The organism is Dyadobacter sp. HNCC25DJ184 (genome assembly GCF_056895215.1).
The window spans coordinates 64,339-83,324 of the sequence record NZ_JBXHAQ010000021.1; the positions used below are offsets into that span (position 1 = coordinate 64,339).

The window sequence follows — 18,986 nt, forward strand, 5'->3', positions numbered from 1 at the left end:
CAAATGAAAGCAATGTACACGGCTGTTGCAACAGCCACTGGTGGAAGAAACGGACACGTAAAATCGGATAATGGTGTTTTGGATTTGCAGGTGAGAATGCCCAAAGGACTGGGCGGTGCAAATGATGACTACACCAATCCTGAACAATTGTTTGCAGCAGGATATTCGGCCTGCTTTGACAGCGCGTTGAATCTGGTGATCAAACAGTCGAAAATTAAAACCGGAGAAACAGCAGTTATAGCAAAAGTAAGTATCGGACAACTGGAAAACGGCGGCTTTGGTCTAGCCGTAGAGCTGGCAGTTAGCATTCCAGGTGTAAGCGCAGAAGAAGCACAACAATTGATTGAAAAAGCGCATCAGGTATGCCCTTATTCTAATGCCACAAGAAACAATATCGAAGTAAAATTGAGTGCAAATAATCACTCATATCGACAAGAGGCTATTGATCTTTAATTCTTTAACTAAGAAACTCAATGATTTTCTGCGGGTTTTATTTTGAAAAAACGAGCATAACCAGACTTCCTAACCGAAAGTCTTCGAAAATTCGCACTACGTTTATCCGTAAGAACAAGGCCATCACTATGCAAAATGTGGCTATTTTAAGGTACTTGTAAACCTTTGTAATTATTTAACATTTCGTGCATTGAAACTCCGGTTTCAATGCACTTATTTTGTCGCCACGTGTACTCAACTTCTTTAAAAAATGAATCGCTTTCAGTGTTTTCTGGCGCTCAGCTTTCTTGCCTACTCCCCTCTTTCTGCTCAAAATCAGGTTGACAAAATCCGAAAGGAATTTTTGAACGCCAATTCAAAAACGATATTGGTGGCCTCGCACAGGGCGGTGCATCATCAACTTCCTGAAAACTCGATTGCTGCCGTTAAAGAAGCAATAAAGCTGGGTATTGATATCGCGGAAATCGATATTAAAGTGAGTAAAGATGGCATTCCGATGCTTATGCACGACGGGAAGATTGACAGGACGACGAACGGCAAAGGAGACCTGGAGGATCAAAATTTTGAAGATTTAAGGAAACTACGCCTCGTGGCTAACGGACAGGTTACTGATCAGCAAATTCCAACTCTGGAAGAGGTACTGACCATTGCAAAAGGCAATATACTCATCGACCTGGATTTAAAAACTGACCATATCAACCCGATTATCGATGTGGTGAAGAAAACCAAAACGCAGGATATTGTTTTCTTTTTTGACAGCAATTACGATATGCTTTCCAGAGTTGACTCTGCTTCCCGTGATTGTATGCTCATGCCAAGAGCTTATAATTATGCAATGGCTGATTCTGCTATCAAACGATTCAGTCCGCAGGTCATTCATATTGACCCGAAATTTTACACCACCGAAGTTTGCGATCTCATCAGAAAAGGCAAGGCAAGAATATGGATTAACTCACTGGGTGAAACCGACGTGGAAATCAAAAAGGGCAACGGAAAGTCAGCAATGGGCAATTTGATAAAAAATGGTGCGAATATCATTCAAACCGACGAGCCGGAAAAATGGTTAAAATCGCTTCAAAAAGACAAATTGCATTGGTAAGCGCTGGTTATGCACCAGGTTTATCGTTTGCGGTAGTTGCTTTTCCCTCGTTCAGCACGATCACAATTAGATCCAAAACCTTTTTATTAGAAACCATCCGCGAATGTAATAACGCATTCACTTTGCAATTCCGTGCGAAAGATATCAAAGACGATTCCGCCGGCATTATGATGAGATCATAGGGTGTGTAAAATGAGATAAGAGTTATTTTCTCCAGCTGTTTAATACCGCTGTTCAGAGTTTGGAGAAAGGTGCTTTTGGGTCGCATTTGTCTAATCGCTATCCACGGAAGCAAGTATGCCGTAACGGTGCCTAAATGTGGTGTTGATATGGAGATGAATTTTTCGGTTTTAGACAGGCCGTTAAGATATTGGAGGTAATATCTGCAAATAAGTCCACCCATGCTGAAACCTATCAAATCAATACGATCACCGGTTTCTGTATTTTGTTGTATATAGTTATCCAGCTGTAAGGCAAGTATCTCGATGGATTTTGTCCCGTTACTCGGCTGTAACGAAGGCGTTAAAACTTTCCAACCCAAATCTCGAAGATATCTTGCCATATAGCTCATTCTCCTGGTGCTATCCATAAAACCATGCACAAGTATCAGAGTATTCGCCATGCTATTTTATTGCAATAATTAACCTAAAACCAGCCGCATTTCGGCAATTAAGGTATGATTTTTCAATGAAGTGATCCGTCGGGCTGCCCACTGATTCTCAAAAAAACATTGTTAATAATTTCGTAATGCCCCGACCTGGTCTTATCAAACAGCTATCCGGTATTATTGTTGTTCCAAAATATAGATTCCGATGCAACTTCCTTCTCGCGGCAGAAATTTCTCCAGAATAGCATTCTTTTTACTTGCTAGTTCAATCCCATTTATATCCCCCGCTCAAACCAATAAGCAGTATCCTGCTTCTCATTTCCCGGACAGGATTATTTTAGGTTTCAAAGGAAATCCCTCAGTTTCGCAGGCCGTAAACTGGAGAACAGATTCGACGGTCACTGAAGCTTTAGCGAGTATCCACGAAGCAGATGTTTCTCCAGATTTTCAAAAGAATGCCAGACAGTTAAAGGCGATTACACATTCGATAATCATCGAAGGCAAAACTGTGCACTACCACGAGGCCGATTTTAACGGACTAAAACCATCTACCCAATATGTATATCGGGTTGGTGCAGGTGAACACTGGAGCGAATGGTTCCACTTCACAACTGCGTCCGATAAAGCCGAGCCGGTTTCCTTTCTGTATTTTGGCGATGCGCAAAATGATATTCGCTCGCTTTGGTCTAGGACAATCCGCGGTGCATATGCCAATCTTCCAAAGGCAGATCTGATCATCCATGCCGGTGACCTGATTAACCGCGCAAATAGTGACTATGAATGGGGCGAATGGTTTGAAGCGGGAGGTTGGGTCAACGGAATGGTGCCAAGCCTTGCCGCGCCTGGAAATCACGAATTCTATAATGACGAAAACAAAAAGCGAGTACTGTCCCAACACTGGCGCCCACAGTTTGCCTTGCCAGAAAACGGCCCAAAAGAATCACTGGAAACAGCATATTATATAGATTATCAAGGCGTTAGATTCATCACTTTAAATTCAGAACAAGCACTAAGCAATCCTGAATCTCTTGAAAAGCAAGCCGCATGGTTTGAGGAAATCAATAAAAACAATCCAAACCGGTGGACAATCGTCGTACACCATCATCCGATTTATTCCACTGCCAGAGGCCGCGATAACGACGAGTGGCGCATGAAAATGGAGCCGCTTTATAAAAAATTCAAAGTGGATATGGTATTGCAGGGACACGACCATACTTACGCCCGCGGTATTAATATGCCTTTGGGAAAAGGAAGGAAATCCTCTGACGGACCAATTTATGTTGTGTCCGTGAGTGGTCCGAAAATGTATGAGTTAGGATTGCAAGACTGGATGGACAGAGCTGGCTCCAACACACAGCTTTACCAAATACTAAATGTAGATCATGAGAAATTATCGTTTAAGGCCTATACTGTCAACGGGGACGTATACGATTCTTTTGAACTTTTGAAAGACAGCAAAGGAAAAAATACACTGAAAGACCTTTCCAATACGCTTAAAATGCAGGAACGACTTGATCTGCCCACTTACATGCAAAAAACGATCAAGGAGGCCGACCTTAAAGAATACAACCAACGGTTCAAAGATTATAAGGCCAGAAAACAAAACCAGCCCAACTAGCCTGAATAAAATGGACGATAATTTAGAAAGAAAGATCGGCCGATTGGCAGTATAGTTAATAGGTGAGTTATTGAGGCTAGTGATCAATTATGAACGCCACCTCCCCGGTGATTTTGTTCTTGAAAGTTTCATGGTTGCTGTGAATCTCTATGCCTTCCCTATCAGGAAGTCAACTGCTCATAAGTATAACTTCTCCACGGGTCAAGAAAAACTGATTTGCGCACTATCCTCGCAGGTATTCAATTTTCAGGGCTAAAGATGCGGAATCGATAGATACTGATCGCCACTATTCGCAGACTCATCACTTTCTTCCCGTTTTAATTGGCCAATTTAAATAAGTCATGACTCTCTTGTAGCTCATGCAGAGTTAAAGTCTGTTAATGGACAATCTACCACGAAATCAGATAGTTAAACATCCGAATTTTCCAAGCGAATTTCTAGAATAACAATCGATAGCCACCGAATAGGTGTCTCTCACCCCACGCACCAGAAAGGTACATTGAATCGTCTTCAGTAAATAGCGTTCAGCGAGTAAATCCGCCAGGGCACGCGGGGAAAGGGTCGAATAGATGGTGGGAAAAATCGATTTCATGGCAGCAAGAAAAGCCTGAAAAACCACACTTGCCAGTTATCAAGCAACCACTTTAAAGATATATGGGTGCTTTAAATCTTAATTGGGAGCGTTAAGTGAGATAATGGAGTTTGTCATTTGGATAGCCTCAAACCAAAATCATAGGGCTTATCGATCACCCGTCTGAGAATGCCAATCTGTCCGCAGTGGTACATAGTGTGCTTAATATTCCAGTCAATCGCTTCAAATTTTGTTGCCGCAATAGGATGTGGTGTCGGAGTCGGCTCCAAGGGACTGTTTAGTTCCTGAATGGATATTAATCCTAAGATTTCAATCGACTTTTGTTGCAATTGCTTGAGATCTTTAAATAATGTCGTCGATTCTGTTTTTCCAACCGAATGAATAGGCGCAGATGAAATCTGGCCGCATGAACGGGAACTGAATCCAATTCACAAAACACTCATTATCAATACTTTAAATACTTTCAGAATCGGTGCATACCAAATGCTTGCCGGATGTTGATTTTTGCTGTCAATCTTGAATGCGAAATACGAACTGTTCTTCGAATCTCAAACGTATTCAAGCACTTTAATAGTGGATTCTTTATGACACCTTTTTATACTACTCTCAAGGATTTTTTTTCATCCACCAACAAATGAGATATCTTCATTTAGTTTTTCAAGATAACGGACTTCTGCCTGGCGACCGCCGAAAGACTGCGAATACAAAAGATCCCACGGTGCAAACATTTGCGACTTGGTTTTATTGAGTCCGCAAATATTTCACGGGGTTGGCAACAGCTGCTTTCAGTGCATGACCAAGTACGGTAGCGGTCGTGATAATTGCCATCAATGCAATGGTTGCGAGTAATAACCAGCCGTTTACCTGGATTCGATATGCATACTGCTGTAGCCAGCCAGAAGTCAGCCACCAGCCGAGCGGCGCAGCGAATAAAAAACCGATCGCCATAAGTTTGCAGAACTCCTTTCCAAAAATCCATAGCATTTGTGCCGTGCGCGCTCCGAGTATGCGACGGATACCAATCTCTTTTGCACGGGTTTCAGCCATAAATGTTATCAGACCGTACAAGCCAAGACAGTTCATTGCAATGGCTATACAGGCAAAGATCTGCACGAATCCTGCCAATAAATTTTCCGTATCACTAAATGATTTCATGAGTCCTTCCACAGAAGAAGACTTATAGAGTTGATCAGGCATAACTTGCTCCCAAATGCTCTGTATTGCTTTTTCAGGCAGATTTTGTCGGCCTGAAGTAAAATTAATCACTGCCATCGCTATGTGTTTGGGGTCATGGATAAGGGTAATGGGGACTACTGGTGAATGTAAATCGCCGCTTCGGAAATCCTTTACTACCCCTACAATGGTACGATCCGCATCTTTGATACGCATCCTCTTTCCGATTATCTGGGCTGGCGAAGAATGACCCAGCCTTTTTACCATGGTTTCGTTTACCAGCACCCGTTGCCCGGTAGTGTCGGCCGTATGGAAATTACGTCCAGCGACAAGTTCCAGCCCAAATACCTCCAAATATTTGTCATCGACAGCTCGAACGCGAGTTTCGAACGACTCAGGTTCGCTTGCCGTGTGATAACTAAAAGATGTGGGACGATTGTACGGTGATGCCGGCGGATCGCTTGCGAGTGTAATCGATTCAACTCCCGGGATACGTTGCCATCCGCTTATCAACCTTTGATATTCGCCCTGCATTTGCTGGGGGAGCCATATAGCGAGCATCCGTTCGTGACGAAATCCCCAATCGATTTTCTGCATATGGCGTAGTTGTGCGGTTATAACCAAAACGACGATCAGAAATAATTGGGTAAGCAGGAATTGACCAGTGATGAGTGTTCTGCGAATATTCAGCCCACCGGCACCCCGACCTAACCGGCCAGCTAGTGCTTTGGCGGGATTGAAACCAGAGAGCACCATGGCCGGATAAAACCCGGAAAGCACCGTAACACCTATTAGCAGCGGCAAAAACCAAAGCAATGCGCCAGGTTCCAACAGATCCAAAATTCCTATTGACGGTTTAAGCGTCTCATCTTGATCATTAAGGGTCTGGTTTACAAGGGGCATAGCGAGCTGTGTCAAGACCAACGCCACTACCACCGAAAGCAGAGTGATCAGTCCAGTTTCGATCATAAACTGTTTTAAAAGCTGAAACTGGTTACTGCCAACGACCTTCCGGACACCAACCTCCCGCGAACGTTGCAACGCTTGTGCAGTGGCCAAATTAATATAATTGATACAGGAAGCGCCTACGAGTAACAGGCCAACTACTATCAAAGAATACAGAACCACTCTGGGTGCCATTCCGCTACGCTGATGGTTAAGCTCTGACAGTGGAAGAACGTGGTACGAAAAGCGACTTGATTCGGCTGGGGGCAAATGTTTCTTTTTGATGGCCCGCAACGCGCCAAGCAGCTGATCTGTCTTTGAGCCGTCGCGCATGAGTACAAAACACATGCTTTGGAGCCCAAACCAATCTTGCATGTCAGCTTGCGATTCGAGTATCGGGATTGTCGCATAGGAAATGAGCCCGTCATAACGCAATTGTGTGTTTGCCGGTGGATTTTTGATAATTCCCGTTACAGTGAGATCAACCCGGTTGTCAAATCGAAGCGTTTTCCCGACCGCTGCGATTGTATTGAAATATTTCTCGGCGTATCGCTCACTAAGCACGATTGTATTTGGAGATGAAAGCGAAGTTTTAGGGTTTCCGCTGACCCATTCTACGCCGAAGATGTCAAAGTACTGGGACTCGGTAAAGCACATATTTCTGGCCTCATTAAATTTTTTCGCCCATCCTCCTTTGCCATTAGGGACGCTAATCATCCGACCAAAGATGGTTTCCAGTCGCACAGCAGTTTCCACAAACGGATAAGTTCGGCGCAAAACATCTGCCAACGGCCGGGGCGCAGCATCAGTTTGCATCGTCGATTCACGATGGACGTCGGTTACTACCCAATACGAACGATCTACATGCGGATGATATCGGTCAAATGTCAGCATATAGTTAACAACCAGAAAAATCACCAGACCACTTGCGAGCCCGATGCTTAGGTTAGTGACGCGGATAACGTTTACCTGCTTTTCACGCCAAATGCGGCGCCATGCAAATGAAAGGAAATGTGCGAGCATAAGAGTAGTGTTTGTTTTACATTAAAAAAAACTTAATATATAAATATACTATATATATAATTTGTTTTATATTACAACCACTGAGAATTTGTTAATTACGGATGAACAAGGATGCATCTGCCACGAAAGCAGCTGACTATCAAAGTTAAGACCAGCAATCTCGGGCTTATAAATCCCAAAAACCGGTATACATCAAATCAGGTGACGCTGTTCAAGTAAATTATAATTTTAGCCGTTATCAGCGACGATGTCGGTTATTTTATATCAATCTGGGTAATCCTATTCTCCAAAGCGTTTACCCACCATACGCCCGGCTTTATCTAAGTTGATAAGGTTCTGAAGAAATAGCTAGGGCAAAGGATTAGTTCAGCTAATTACTCTAGCTACGGCTGGATATACTGGATAGTTTGAGCTGAATATTGACCTAATGAGACGCTTGAAACATTATAGGCCTTTGATTGTTCTAACTGCATTAAGGCAGTAACTGGATCCGGATAATGGAGTCCACGAATATCTTACATCCCAAAGATTTTGCCAATGAAATATCATATAGTACCTCTAATCTGGCCTTTGACAATTCTTCGATCTGTCGTTCGCTTGCACAGTCACTGACACCAAACCTTTCCTGTGCACTAAAACTTCTCAATGTATGGAAATTAATATTGTTTGTAATCAGGTTTAACAGGAGGTCGCGGGCATCTTCGGCTTCGAAGATACCGGACATCAAAGTAATATCATCTGTATTTTCCATAAGGTTTACACAATTTGAATATTGAGAAACAACCAGATTATCCCGTTGCAGTTAAAAATTATGCAGCGGACATCGAATAATATGTCCGCTGCTTTACAAACAAGGACGGGGACCCTTTGAAAATTATTAACTATTTTCTTTTTCCGTACAGGCTGGGAAAATGCCGGATCGTACGGTATTTGACGATCTTTTCATCGCCAGATATGTATCGAGATTGTTTTAGGTCGGTAATGACCAAGACAATATAGGATGATCTAAAAGTGGTGACCCGTACCATTCATATAAATCAGGCAATCCTTGCAGATCAACCAGCATTGATATGCGATATGATTGCGATTTTCCCGTCAGCCTGTTGAATGTATCCATTCATTTCCGAAAGTTGCCGTTGAAGGTTTTTTATCCTTCTTTCACGGCTTTTTATATCTTCCTCGTTCATCTGGGAATGTATTTTACGTTCATGGTATTTGATTTTTATCTGAACCATTTTGGTAATCAGCTCAATGGCATCATCAACCTGAAACTCGCCTTCTATTAATTGGATCGTCATTTTTTATTGGCTGTTATATTGAGTTACCTGTTATGGGATGGGCATTCATTGCCGCACTACTGTCCCTGCCCCATTGAAAATCCGTCCTTTCCATCGAACGTGTAAAGGTTCTCGGTTTTGATCGTGTCTATGTTTTCTGTTATAGACTTCGTAAGAAGCTGCGGAATAACGGTGTTATCTGCCAGCAAACCAGGTTTTGCCTTGAAGCGGCATCGCCAGTGGTCAGTTAAAAAAGTTTCCTCGAATCCATTCGGCCAAACTTTAATTCCCCTGTTGGTAATCATACTAAGCTCAATACCGTCCCCTTCTATACGTTTCATGGTAGCAGCCAAATCATCAGGATTCTTACCATTCCAGTCAACAAATAAATCAACTCCGACAAGCTGCTTCACAGCCCTGGCCTGTCGTTGATATTTTGGAAGTACCAGCGCAGAATTTCCAGTAAAAGATACCTCCTTTAGGGTACGCGGTGTCTTCCCGAGATTTCCTATAACTGCCTCCGCAAATTCTTTTGTGCCCACTTTCAATTTGCTGCTCTGATCTTTAAAGATATCATAGGTATGCGTACCATCCTCGATGGTCTTGAGCCAGGCGTTTTGTACACGTTCGGCTACGTTAGTTTGCCCGATGTGGTTTAACATCATTACAGCACCTTGCAATAAACCGGATGGGTTGGCAAGATTTTGACCTGCCCTTCTTGGTGCAGAACCGTGGATCGCTTCAAACATTGCGCATTCTTCCCCAATATTGGCAGAACCCGCCAAGCCAACGGACCCTGCTATTTGCGCAGCCACGTCACTTAGCACGTCACCATACAGGTTGGGCATTACCAGTACATCAAAGAGCTCCGGGGTGTCAGCCAGTTTTGCCGCGCCAATATCTATAATCCAGTGCTCATTCTCAATATCTGGATATTGCTTTGAGATTTCATCGAAGACACTATGAAACAACCCATCGGTTTGTTTCATAATATTGTCCTTAGTAAAGCAGGTAACCTTTTTTCTGCCTTGCTGTCTGGCATATTCAAAAGCATATCGAACAATTTTTTCACAACCCGGCCGGCTAATTAATTTCAGGCATTGAACGACTTCGTCTGTCTGGCGATGTTCTATTCCAGCGTATAAATCTTCCTCGTTTTCCCTGATGATAACAATATCCATATCGGGATGCTTCGTATTGACGAAGGGATGGAGGCTCATGCAGGGCCTTACATTCGCATATAGCCCCAAAAACTTACGGGTCGTTACGTTCAAACTTTTGTAGCCTCCACCTTGCGGGGTAGTGATGGGTGCTTTTAGAAAGACCTTATTGCGGCGAATCGTGTCCCAGGATTCTGGTGCTATGCCAGCCGTGTTTCCGGCTAGATAAACGGATTCACCAACCTTAATTTCTTCAATCTCAATCTTTGCACCCGCAGCTAAAATAATCTTCAAGGTGGCATCCATGATTTCAGGGCCAATCCCATCGCCCTTGGCAATTGTAATTTTTGTCATACGTTTTTGATTGGTTTATGGCCTCAAAAATAAGAGCTCTAAAACATATATTTTTATTTATATTTACAATACTATCCATAAAAAAAATTTATGAATTATACATTGAACCAGCTTCGGATATTTTCAGCGGTTGTCAAGACAGAAAGTATTACAAAAGCTTCCGAGGAACTTCATTTATCGCAACCAGCTGTCTCTATCCAACTAAAAAATTTTCAGTCACAATTTGACGTACCCTTAACTGAAGTTGTTGGCAGGAAGATTTACATTACAGACTTTGGTCAGGAAATTGCCGCGGCGGCAGAAAATATCTTGAACCAGGTATACGCAATCAACTATAAGACATTGGCTTACAAAGGGCAGTTGATTGGTAGACTGAAAATCTCTGTGGTTTCTACCGGGAAGTATGTCATGCCATTTTTTCTATCCGACTTTTTGCAGCAGAATTCAGGGATTGAGCTGCTGATGGATGTTACTAATAAAAACAGAGTTTTGGAAAGCCTTGAGAACAATGATGTTGACTTTGCGCTTGTCTCGATCTTGCCCGCTGCAATCAACATCGAATGTCTGGGCCTTTTGCCCAATAGACTCTTTCTGGTTGGAAAAGCCAACCAACAGTGTGTGCATTCAAATGATGTGAATGAAGTTTTTAGAGATCTTCCTCTCATTTTTAGGGAAAAAGGTTCTGGAACGCGCCAGGCCATGGAGGCCTTCATTGCCGAACATAAAATTTCTGCATTAAAAAAAATGGAGCTAACTTCCAATGAGGCTGTTAAACAAGCAATCCTGGCTGGCTTGGGATATTCAATTATGCCTTTGATAGGAATTAGAAACGAACTGATCAATAACGAGTTAACAATTGTGAAGGTTAGCGGGCTGCCAATAAAAACCATGTGGAGTTTAATCTGGCTGAAGGGCAAGAAACATTCCAGGGCATCGTCCGCATTCCTGGAGCAAGTTAACAAGCATAAAGCAACCATTGTTCAAAATAATTTTAATTGGTGCGAGCACTATTATTAAAATAGCCTCGTTCAGGTATACTTGCCTGATGGTCAATCATTTTAAATCTTACATATCGAAAATAATTGCTTTAAAAGTTTCTGTTATATGCTTCTGGGTGATAGAAAACAAGCCCGCAAAGACTCAGGTCGGTTCTTGGGAAAAATTGACAATAAATGCGATTTTAGCGATTTAAGAATGCCATTTTGGCGGCCGTTTGGGAGTATATCATCATTAAATTGCTGGATATTATTAATATGACGTCATTAAAAGGAATACCTCTTATACATCAGCCTCTGGCATCTTATATATTGAACAGATTTAAGATTGATCAGGAAAAACTAAGAGAAATATGTTCATTTTTTCAACCAGTAAAGGCTCAACGCAAACAGATTCTAATAAACTATAACGATACTTGCAAAGTCTACTACTTTATCAATTCCGGCTGTCTGCGGCTTTTTACAGTGAGCAATGCGGGAGTTGAAACATCCCGTTATTTTGCCTTCGAAGGCATGTTTGTCACTGCTCTACCCAGTTTCATAGATCAGAAGCCGGCGTTAGAGTATTTGCAGGCTATTGAGAAGTGCGAACTAATAGCAATTTCTAGAAAAGACTTTTTCAACCTTGTAGACACAACCGCCGAATTCAGTCAGATTTATAGGGAAATACTTGAGTTAGGATTTGTAAATGCTCAAAAACGTATTTATGGGTTCCAAGGGTTTGATGCACTTGAAAAAGTAAAGTGGGTCATCCAGTCACAGCCTAACCTGTTGCTACGGGTATCCAATAAAATGGCCGCTTCCTACCTGGGAATTTCTCCATCTACACTGAGCCGGGTTAAATCAAGGCTTTAAAACGTTGACATAGATCAACACTTACGGGAGAATGAAATTGTAGTTTTGTAAAAAAAACACAATGAAAATCAAACTGTTAGTATTAATTGCCTTATTTCCAACGCTATTGATTGCCCAGACCGTAAGTCCTGGTAATGAGGTTTTACCCCGAGCCACGAATTATCTAAAACCCTCCTATCAATTAACCCTAGACGCTGCTGTGGCACTTGTAAACCAAGCACGAGCTTGCGCCACCGATTTGGGGAAATCAGTTACCATTTCGATCTTGGATGCAGCGGGTCAGGTTATTCTCATCAGCCGCCCGGAAAATGTTGGCCCCCACAATACGGAAGCATCCAGAAGGAAGGCATATACCTCGGTTTCCACCAAAACTCCTACTTTAGCTTTATCCCGCAATGCCAGGTCCAATCCTGACACTGAAAATCTGGCGAATCTTCCTGAACTGCTATTACTGGGTGGTGGTTGCCCCCTTTGGTTTGAAGGTAACCTGATCGGAGCAATTGGCGTCGCAGGTGGGGGTAGCCCTGAGAATGACGATTTGATTGCAAAATCCGCTGGTATTAAGCAGGCGGGAATATTTACACAACTTAATTAACTTTAACACAGATGAAAAATTTAGTTATCGCGATAGGTCTTATCCTAAGCACTACATTAGCCCATTCGCAGTCGAAAACGTTCCAGTTATCAAGTCATATTCTTGACATATCTAAGGGGATGCCGGCATCGGGCGTACCTATTCGCCTTGAAAAAATGGACACAAACAAAAAAACCTGGTCAGCCATTGAGGAGAAAGTAACAGATTCCAATGGCCGGATCTCAGACTTTCTAAGTTCCGAAAAATCTAATAATGAGGGTATTTACAAATTGACTTATTTAACAGCAGATTATTTCAAAAGCCAAAATATACAGAGTTTTTATCCATTTATCGAAGTCGTATTTGAAATCAAGGACAGCAAACATTATCACGTACCAATTACACTTTCGGCTTACGGCTATTCTACTTACAGGGGTAACTGAGCCAGCAAAACTGAATCAATGGTTTGTATTTCCGCAGTTTAGTTTAAATGAAACACCTCGGAATTTTGGTTTTCTACCCGTTCGTTTCTTAGTAGGCTCAAAATTATTAATGCTATAATAATACAAACTGCAACCAGAAGGAAAGTATTAAGAAGCCCGCCCACAGCTTGCCTGTGGGCACTCTTCACTGTCTTTTTAACTGTATCAGACTGTATTTGAGCAATGGAGTGAAGCGTAGTAACACCTTCTTGAAAAATGCGGCCTCCTTGCTTCTCAAATAAAAGTCGGGCCTGATCTTGATGATTATTTTTAAGAAGTTGTAAAACCGAATTTTCAATTACCCGATAGGCTTTCATACGGTCTTTAAAATTGGCCAGTTTTTCAACCTCTATGGGTATTAGTAACGTTTTCTCATAGCTACTGATCAGACGATCGCTTTCAGAATTATCGTTAGATAGGAACTCCTTTGCTTCGGCGTCATAAAACGACATTGAGCCTGACAAATAGCTCTGCAGAACAAAACGCCTGTTGTGAAGTCGTTCACTCAAAAACATAAGATCAACGGCTGGCTGCAAACGGTCAACAAATACAGACTCCAGGCTCTGATCCATATCTTGTATAGCCTGATTCATACTTAACGAAGCAAGCATAATCACTACTAAAATACCGGACAATACCGTTGCAATTTTAACTTTTTGACGTAATACAAACGACCATTTCATCTAATTCTCTTCTTTTATTTGACTTATGGAAAAAAAACCTGGCTTCAGAAAAACATCCGCCAGGGGTAACAGGGTTTACGGTTTAGTATGAAGTTGCGACGGTATAAACCCAACACGGCTTCGCTCTTACATTTACCAGCTAGTTAAGGCTACTGATACCTGCCGTTTCCATTAGGGCGAAGCCAAACATTCTGAAGTAACCACTACGCAAACCAATATATTTAATCATACCAAGGAATGAAGGTTATTATATACCTCTTACAACATCAATAATTATCTGATATTTGCAAATCTTAAATTATGAGTGTAAATTTACAACTGTAAAATTAAAAAAGCAAACTATGACTTATCTAACCGCTCAACCGTACTTGACTAGTTCATGGGACGATATTTGCTATCCGGTCAGTCCCGTTTGGCTTGCAGATATATTACCTGATTATGACATTATGGCCACTGACAAGCAACAGCTCATTGTTGGGCAGGCTGCTGGGGGAAAGAAAACTGTCTTTGGTATTCAAAGCGCTGATTATTCCATTATCCCAAATGTTTTGATAAAAGAGGTTGTGGATAAAACATTTGATGAGTATAAGCTGCAAATAAAATACACAAATACAGGGGAATTCAGTATCAGCATCATTCTTCCACAACAACTCTCTATCGGTGGGGAAAGATTGCAACGCAGTCTGATATTGACTAATAGCTATAACGGCAAAACGCCATTCAGCATACAAGGACAAACATTGAATACGATGCTTGGCAACTTTAGCAAGCCGGGCAGCAGCATGTACAGAGCAGTATGCGAAAACGGCCTGATGGGCTGGGCTGACTCGTTTATTGATTTATCCCGTTATCAATACTGGTTGAAAGAAAGCTCAAAAGAAAAAACTAAAACCTTGAGAGGTGGCTCAAAGATCAAAAATCATACAGAAAGGGATTCAGGCGTACGAAAAATACATCATGGCCGACTCACCCCTGAGCTTTTTCAGCAGCAGCTTTATGAAATGCTAGTTAGCCAGAGCCAGCAACAGGCAACATTAACAGCAACCATATACGAACATTTTCAAAAAGGATTTGTGAACAAGGCCGATATAAAAATGTTTACGACATTGCCCATACCTGTCCAACTGGCCAAACAGGCCTATGAGAGGCTCAGATATGAACAGCGCATATTAGGAACAGATGCATCCTACTGGCTGATGTATAATGCTGTTAACCACGCACTTTTTAACGCCCGCAGCAGTCTCACGTTGAATGACCGCTATAAGCTCGACGAGAAAGTATTTCATCAGCTAGCAGCAAGCACTTTTGCCTAGAAAGGATAGTTTGTCGTCAACATGAGGATATCCGGTTACCGTCCAAGTTGTTTAATCATTAATAGATGTTATGCATTTACCTTATTCAAAAATTGGTGCTGCTTCGGTAGCGATGGTACTCGCAGAAATGGAAAATATCTTTCAAAAGAAAGAAATTCATGATTTAAAGACGCTACCTGCTTGCAGACAGCAGACAGACTTCTTGGTATATGCCAATTTCCTGGTTGAGAATGCAATTGTGCTTGCCGGTACAGGTGCTGTAAGCGATCGGCAGACTTATGTGAATGTGCCCATCAAAATCAACCAGTCCGCAAAAAACCGGTTCATGTCTATTCTAAGGCGTGTATCAAAGGCACATGAAGGTGTGTCACGTCAGGAGCGTCTGTTCGTTCATCGGTTCTGGTCACAAATGGAAAATAGCATTCTACAACGGCGATAATCAATCTTCCCTAGGCATAGACAATTAACCCTGGACAACCACCAAACCTGGTGGCGTGGCCAGGATACTTTATTGAACCACTGTTAACTTATTTAAAATGCAGGGTAAATTTCCCATCATACTTGGAAAGAGCGACTTCCGTATCCTAAAACGGTATATGGCACATTTGACTGAAAATGAGTCTCTGACCTCTCTGTTATTGTTATGCGAGCTTCGCTCAGCCATCGTGGTAGACGATGAAATCGTGCCCAAAAACTGTGTGCGGATAAACTCTACCATTAAAATTAGGGAATGGCCAAGTAACAGCGTACGGGAATTCAGCATTGTTCACCCTGACAGCGCCGACTTGAAAAAAAAACGGGTTTCGTTCCTTGATCCGTGGGGCGCTGCATTCCTGGGCCTCTCCAAATCAGAAAAGGTCGAAAGGGAAATCAACGGCAATTCCAATTGCTTTGAGATTATAGATGTCAGGCCTCTAAATACTCAACTAACTTAAAATCAACACCTTGTTAAAAATAAATGACATGAATAATAAAAGAAATCAAGTAATCCTTGGTGAAGATGATTTCCGCATGTTGAAGCAGTTTGCGGAAAATTTTCCAGGTAGTCCCAATGCAAATGAAATGTCTTTGTCTTACGAGTTAAATCGCGCAATAGTCGTTGAAAATGACGAATTGCCTGCCGATAGCATCCGTCTGAACTCACATGTGAAAGTAAGGGAACTAAGCAGCAACCAGGAAATGGAATTCTCAATTGTGATGCCCGCCTTTGCAGATTTTAAGCAACGAAAAATCTCAGTTCTAACCCCGATGGGGGCTGCTTTGATCGGCTTATGTAAAGGGGAAACCGTAGAATGGAAAATGCCCGCGGGTATGAAAAAATTCAAAGTATTGGAGGTAAAACAAGTGGAAGGTGATAGGTTGTAATGCGACTCGGTCCTTTTCGGAATGGACAAACTCCAGGGCTAATCATAAAGGACTATGAGCCGATGACCAACATGGTATAATTTATGACTGTTTTTATTGAAACAGGTCTTTTAGTCATGCGTTTTTGTGAGGAAATTCACTGCTATTTTTTGAACATATGATGGTGGCCCAGCAACAGCGGACCATCATAAAATGCCTAAATTTGATAGGGCTTTAGCATATTACGCACGAAGCTTCTTTCTTATGAGTCAAATTCTCATAGATATGGGATCGGGAGATTTTCCAGGAATTTCGCAGAATTCTCTGTTCTCACGGATTATCTGTACTATCAATTTAGAAAATCAAGCAAGCCTGAGAAGGTAACCTCATGAGAAAACTGTGCGGAATACGAATGTTTGTACATAAATAAGGTTATCTTAGCATATGAAAATCAAGATATTAGAAATAACTGATCTACCGCCGCTAAATTCAACATTGAAATTCAGGATAAAAAATACTACAAACTGGCGCATCGGGTTTACCCACGGCGAAGCTGGCGATTTTGTCCAGATCGTAGGAGGTATTACTTTCAGCTATTCTTGGAACCAGGTTGATGAGTACTATTTAACATCACCTGTATCACCTTAGCATCCATGCTGCTGTACGGTGGTCTATTGGTTTTTTGTGACCTTAGAGATCATATCAAATAATTCTTTCGGCTCAAAAGGTTTATTGATTATACCATTAATCCATGCATAGAACACATCGGCTTCTATACTAGTAAAAGCTGAAGCTGTTACTTTAATAATTGGTGAGCGCATAAACTTTTCTGTAGTAAAATTTCTGATGGTTCTTGTCGCTTGCTAGCCGTCCATTTCAGGCATTTGTAGATCCATTAAACAATATCGCGATCAATGGCTTCGACCATCCCAGGCGCAATTATTCTATTTTCAGCGACACTGCATATACAATTCCATTGTTGAAGAAAGTTTTTAAGAACCATAGTGTTGCTTAATTGATCTTCAACGATGAGAACCCTGAGGCCTCTCCGGTAGAACTGCAGGATATCTGAAGTGGTTTGCTCCGGCTTTATAACCTGGCATTTTTTAAAATTTAAATAAGTAAAATGAAGATCCCTCACCTAGCGTACTTACCAACCCAAGCCTACTTCCCATCATCTTTGGCAAATCTTGACCGTTACTCAGACCAAGTCCGCTACCTCCGTACTTTCTGGTGGTGCTGTCCTCCGCGTGAGTAAACATTTCGAAGATTGCATTGTGTCCATCCGGCGGTGTGCCTGTCCCAGTATCCGTTACACAAATTCAACATTTAAGGTTTTCTCAAAATCTTTTTGAGATTCAATCTAACCGTTACACTGCCGTTATGGATAAATTTTAGGGCATTAGAGATTAGATTGTTGAGTATTTGCCGATCGGGACAGGAGGCCTTTAGCTGAAGATCTTAAATACTCATTTTTTCAACCTGATCTGACCTTGGATCCGTAAAAGTAAATTAATGAATCCAAATATAGCACTTAATGGAGTCCTGATTTCACGACTCATCACAGAAAGAAAATCCGATTTAATCCTGATTGATTTTTCGGCAATAATCATCACCTTCATAAATGTGTCACTGAAGGCGTGTCGCTCAGAGATCTTCGAGCCGAAGAGAATTACCCCGCCAATTTTGCCGGTGATTTTATACAAAGCCTAATTTCCCATTGCATCCACTCTGAATTCCCATCTCGGTCTAAAAAACTCTGTCCCTCCATTTTCAGGCTTTCGCCTTCCATACTCAGCCTGTGGTATTGTTTCCAGATTTCGCGAGTGTCATGCAAGGTCAATTAATATCCTTGCTGAGGCAGGCGTGCCCTCGGATAATATATAGACGTGACAGTAGTGGGACAGGTTGCTGCATTGAAGGCATCCTGTAACGCATCATCTATCGGCAAAAAAATCACGTCGAAAATCCAAATACAGCCTTTGTTTAAAGAGTTACTGGCATTAGGCAAGCGCTTGTCTAGCTATGGGCAAACGATAGCCTTTCAAGCTATTGCAAAAAATTAATTGAATCCGTGTCTAAGAACTGCAGTATTTGCTCAGGTTCCAATATCAACGTATCACCCGAACGGTTATGTGTATAGGAAACCAGAACTGACTGATCAGTATATGGGAGATCAGACTGGCCCCACACGCTCCATCACGATGTAAGGGAACACTTGAATTGAATTTTTATTATTTTCAAAAACGCACCGTATTTTGCCATGTCAAAGAACTCTTCGGTTCTGCCATTTTTTTGCGCAAGAATCAGTGGGATTCATATTGACCGGCCTCAAAAAACTCGGTTACCATATACTATAACTGCGATTAGAATCCCGCAACTTCGATTCGAAAGGAAGACAAAAATGACATTCGTCATAAATGACTGCGTATCTAGACA

Annotated in this window: 20 protein-coding genes; 12 read left to right on the forward strand and 8 right to left on the reverse strand. The window is 41.9% G+C overall.

What is annotated here, in order from left to right; translation table 11 throughout:
• Nucleotides 1–3: 3 nt before the first annotated feature.
• Nucleotides 4–453 (forward strand): organic hydroperoxide resistance protein, encoded by a 450-nt coding sequence (locus tag AC1XUD_RS24400; protein ID WP_483363656.1) that lies wholly within the window; start codon nt 4–6, stop codon nt 451–453.
• Nucleotides 454–703: 250 nt separating this feature from the next.
• Entirely contained in the window at nt 704–1,552 is an 849-nt protein-coding gene (locus AC1XUD_RS24405; protein ID WP_483363657.1) for a glycerophosphodiester phosphodiesterase family protein, read from the forward strand.
• 7 nt (nt 1,553–1,559) lie between these two features.
• Here AC1XUD_RS24405 and AC1XUD_RS24410 read toward each other — a convergent pair whose 3' ends face one another.
• The gene (locus tag AC1XUD_RS24410) at nt 1,560–2,174 is read right to left on the reverse strand and encodes an esterase/lipase family protein (protein WP_483363658.1); all 615 of its coding nucleotides are present in this window, start codon (nt 2,172–2,174) and stop codon (nt 1,560–1,562) included.
• A 190-nt stretch (nt 2,175–2,364) separates the two neighbouring features.
• On the opposite strand from AC1XUD_RS24410, the gene AC1XUD_RS24415 reads away from it, so the two are divergent.
• Entirely contained in the window at nt 2,365–3,777 is a 1,413-nt protein-coding gene (locus AC1XUD_RS24415; protein ID WP_483363659.1) for a purple acid phosphatase family protein, read from the forward strand.
• A 1,333-nt stretch (nt 3,778–5,110) separates the two neighbouring features.
• On the opposite strand, the gene AC1XUD_RS24420 is transcribed toward AC1XUD_RS24415, so the two are convergent.
• The 4 genes from AC1XUD_RS24420 to AC1XUD_RS24435 form a co-directional block, all read right to left on the reverse strand.
• Nucleotides 5,111–7,510: an ABC transporter permease gene (locus AC1XUD_RS24420; RefSeq protein WP_483363660.1), complete on the reverse strand. Its 2,400-nt coding sequence runs from the start codon at nt 7,508–7,510 to the stop codon at nt 5,111–5,113.
• Nucleotides 7,511–7,982: 472 nt separating this feature from the next.
• Complete coding sequence (locus tag AC1XUD_RS24425) at nt 7,983–8,261, reverse strand: hypothetical protein (protein ID WP_483363661.1); 279 nt, start codon at nt 8,259–8,261, stop codon at nt 7,983–7,985.
• A gap of 304 nt (nt 8,262–8,565) precedes the next feature.
• Nucleotides 8,566–8,808 carry a hypothetical protein gene (locus AC1XUD_RS24430; protein WP_483363662.1) on the reverse strand — a complete coding sequence of 81 codons (243 nt, stop codon included), beginning with the start codon at nt 8,806–8,808 and terminating at the stop codon, nt 8,566–8,568.
• A 56-nt stretch (nt 8,809–8,864) separates the two neighbouring features.
• A complete protein-coding gene (locus AC1XUD_RS24435) occupies nt 8,865–10,301 on the reverse strand; it encodes an NADP-dependent isocitrate dehydrogenase (protein ID WP_483363663.1) in 1,437 nt (478 codons plus the stop codon).
• Between the two features lie 90 nt (nt 10,302–10,391).
• Between AC1XUD_RS24435 and AC1XUD_RS24440 the strand changes: the two genes are divergently transcribed.
• The 4 genes from AC1XUD_RS24440 (at nt 10,392) to uraH (ending at nt 13,168) form a co-directional block, all read left to right on the forward strand.
• The gene (locus AC1XUD_RS24440) at nt 10,392–11,318 is read left to right on the forward strand and encodes a LysR family transcriptional regulator (protein ID WP_483363664.1); all 927 of its coding nucleotides are present in this window, start codon (nt 10,392–10,394) and stop codon (nt 11,316–11,318) included.
• A 236-nt stretch (nt 11,319–11,554) separates the two neighbouring features.
• Nucleotides 11,555–12,151: a Crp/Fnr family transcriptional regulator gene (locus AC1XUD_RS24445; RefSeq protein WP_483363665.1), complete on the forward strand. Its 597-nt coding sequence runs from the start codon at nt 11,555–11,557 to the stop codon at nt 12,149–12,151.
• A 61-nt stretch (nt 12,152–12,212) separates the two neighbouring features.
• Nucleotides 12,213–12,746 (forward strand): heme-binding protein, encoded by a 534-nt coding sequence (locus AC1XUD_RS24450; RefSeq protein WP_483363666.1) that lies wholly within the window; start codon nt 12,213–12,215, stop codon nt 12,744–12,746.
• An 11-nt stretch (nt 12,747–12,757) separates the two neighbouring features.
• On the forward strand, nt 12,758–13,168 hold the full coding sequence (uraH, locus tag AC1XUD_RS24455) for a hydroxyisourate hydrolase (RefSeq protein WP_483363667.1): 411 nt from the start codon (nt 12,758–12,760) through the stop codon (nt 13,166–13,168).
• Between the two features lie 38 nt (nt 13,169–13,206).
• Here the strand turns inward: uraH and AC1XUD_RS24460 are convergent, their stop codons facing one another.
• A complete protein-coding gene (locus tag AC1XUD_RS24460; protein WP_483363668.1) occupies nt 13,207–13,890 on the reverse strand; it encodes an MCP four helix bundle domain-containing protein in 684 nt (227 codons plus the stop codon).
• A 341-nt stretch (nt 13,891–14,231) separates the two neighbouring features.
• On the opposite strand from AC1XUD_RS24460, the gene AC1XUD_RS24465 reads away from it, so the two are divergent.
• From AC1XUD_RS24465 to AC1XUD_RS24485, 5 genes are all read left to right on the forward strand, one after another.
• The gene (locus tag AC1XUD_RS24465) at nt 14,232–15,203 is read left to right on the forward strand and encodes a hypothetical protein (RefSeq protein ID WP_483363669.1); all 972 of its coding nucleotides are present in this window, start codon (nt 14,232–14,234) and stop codon (nt 15,201–15,203) included.
• A gap of 70 nt (nt 15,204–15,273) precedes the next feature.
• Entirely contained in the window at nt 15,274–15,642 is a 369-nt protein-coding gene (locus tag AC1XUD_RS24470) for a hypothetical protein (RefSeq protein WP_483363670.1), read from the forward strand.
• Nucleotides 15,643–15,739: 97 nt separating this feature from the next.
• The gene (locus AC1XUD_RS24475; protein ID WP_483363671.1) at nt 15,740–16,138 is read left to right on the forward strand and encodes a GreA/GreB family elongation factor; all 399 of its coding nucleotides are present in this window, start codon (nt 15,740–15,742) and stop codon (nt 16,136–16,138) included.
• 28 nt (nt 16,139–16,166) lie between these two features.
• A complete protein-coding gene (locus AC1XUD_RS24480) occupies nt 16,167–16,568 on the forward strand; it encodes a GreA/GreB family elongation factor (RefSeq protein ID WP_483363672.1) in 402 nt (133 codons plus the stop codon).
• A 423-nt stretch (nt 16,569–16,991) separates the two neighbouring features.
• On the forward strand, nt 16,992–17,195 hold the full coding sequence (locus AC1XUD_RS24485) for a hypothetical protein (RefSeq protein ID WP_483363673.1): 204 nt from the start codon (nt 16,992–16,994) through the stop codon (nt 17,193–17,195).
• A 458-nt stretch (nt 17,196–17,653) separates the two neighbouring features.
• Here AC1XUD_RS24485 and AC1XUD_RS24490 read toward each other — a convergent pair whose 3' ends face one another.
• Nucleotides 17,654–17,869 carry an ATP-binding protein gene (locus AC1XUD_RS24490; protein WP_483363676.1) on the reverse strand — a complete coding sequence of 72 codons (216 nt, stop codon included), beginning with the start codon at nt 17,867–17,869 and terminating at the stop codon, nt 17,654–17,656.
• A 147-nt stretch (nt 17,870–18,016) separates the two neighbouring features.
• On the reverse strand, nt 18,017–18,169 hold the full coding sequence (locus AC1XUD_RS24495; protein WP_483363677.1) for a histidine kinase dimerization/phospho-acceptor domain-containing protein: 153 nt from the start codon (nt 18,167–18,169) through the stop codon (nt 18,017–18,019).
• Between the last annotated feature and the right edge of the window lie 817 nt (nt 18,170–18,986).

Bases quoted from the DNA above. Each gene is read 5' to 3' on its own strand.
- AC1XUD_RS24400 (WP_483363656.1), top strand. From the start codon at position 4: ATGAAAGCAATGTACACGGCTGTTGCAACAGCCACTGGTGGAAGAAAC.
- AC1XUD_RS24405 (WP_483363657.1), top strand. From the start codon at position 704: ATGAATCGCTTTCAGTGTTTTCTGGCGCTCAGCTTTCTTGCCTACTCC.
- AC1XUD_RS24410 (WP_483363658.1), bottom strand. From the start codon at position 2,174: ATGGCGAATACTCTGATACTTGTGCATGGTTTTATGGATAGCACCAGG.
- AC1XUD_RS24415 (WP_483363659.1), top strand. From the start codon at position 2,365: ATGCAACTTCCTTCTCGCGGCAGAAATTTCTCCAGAATAGCATTCTTT.
- AC1XUD_RS24420 (WP_483363660.1), bottom strand. From the start codon at position 7,510: ATGCTCGCACATTTCCTTTCATTTGCATGGCGCCGCATTTGGCGTGAA.
- AC1XUD_RS24425 (WP_483363661.1), bottom strand. From the start codon at position 8,261: ATGGAAAATACAGATGATATTACTTTGATGTCCGGTATCTTCGAAGCC.
- AC1XUD_RS24430 (WP_483363662.1), bottom strand. From the start codon at position 8,808: ATGACGATCCAATTAATAGAAGGCGAGTTTCAGGTTGATGATGCCATT.
- AC1XUD_RS24435 (WP_483363663.1), bottom strand. From the start codon at position 10,301: ATGACAAAAATTACAATTGCCAAGGGCGATGGGATTGGCCCTGAAATC.
- AC1XUD_RS24440 (WP_483363664.1), top strand. From the start codon at position 10,392: ATGAATTATACATTGAACCAGCTTCGGATATTTTCAGCGGTTGTCAAG.
- AC1XUD_RS24445 (WP_483363665.1), top strand. From the start codon at position 11,555: ATGACGTCATTAAAAGGAATACCTCTTATACATCAGCCTCTGGCATCT.
- AC1XUD_RS24450 (WP_483363666.1), top strand. From the start codon at position 12,213: ATGAAAATCAAACTGTTAGTATTAATTGCCTTATTTCCAACGCTATTG.
- uraH (WP_483363667.1), top strand. From the start codon at position 12,758: ATGAAAAATTTAGTTATCGCGATAGGTCTTATCCTAAGCACTACATTA.
- AC1XUD_RS24460 (WP_483363668.1), bottom strand. From the start codon at position 13,890: ATGAAATGGTCGTTTGTATTACGTCAAAAAGTTAAAATTGCAACGGTA.
- AC1XUD_RS24465 (WP_483363669.1), top strand. From the start codon at position 14,232: ATGACTTATCTAACCGCTCAACCGTACTTGACTAGTTCATGGGACGAT.
- AC1XUD_RS24470 (WP_483363670.1), top strand. From the start codon at position 15,274: ATGCATTTACCTTATTCAAAAATTGGTGCTGCTTCGGTAGCGATGGTA.
- AC1XUD_RS24475 (WP_483363671.1), top strand. From the start codon at position 15,740: ATGCAGGGTAAATTTCCCATCATACTTGGAAAGAGCGACTTCCGTATC.
- AC1XUD_RS24480 (WP_483363672.1), top strand. From the start codon at position 16,167: ATGAATAATAAAAGAAATCAAGTAATCCTTGGTGAAGATGATTTCCGC.
- AC1XUD_RS24485 (WP_483363673.1), top strand. From the start codon at position 16,992: ATGAAAATCAAGATATTAGAAATAACTGATCTACCGCCGCTAAATTCA.
- AC1XUD_RS24495 (WP_483363677.1), bottom strand. From the start codon at position 18,169: ATGAAGGTGATGATTATTGCCGAAAAATCAATCAGGATTAAATCGGAT.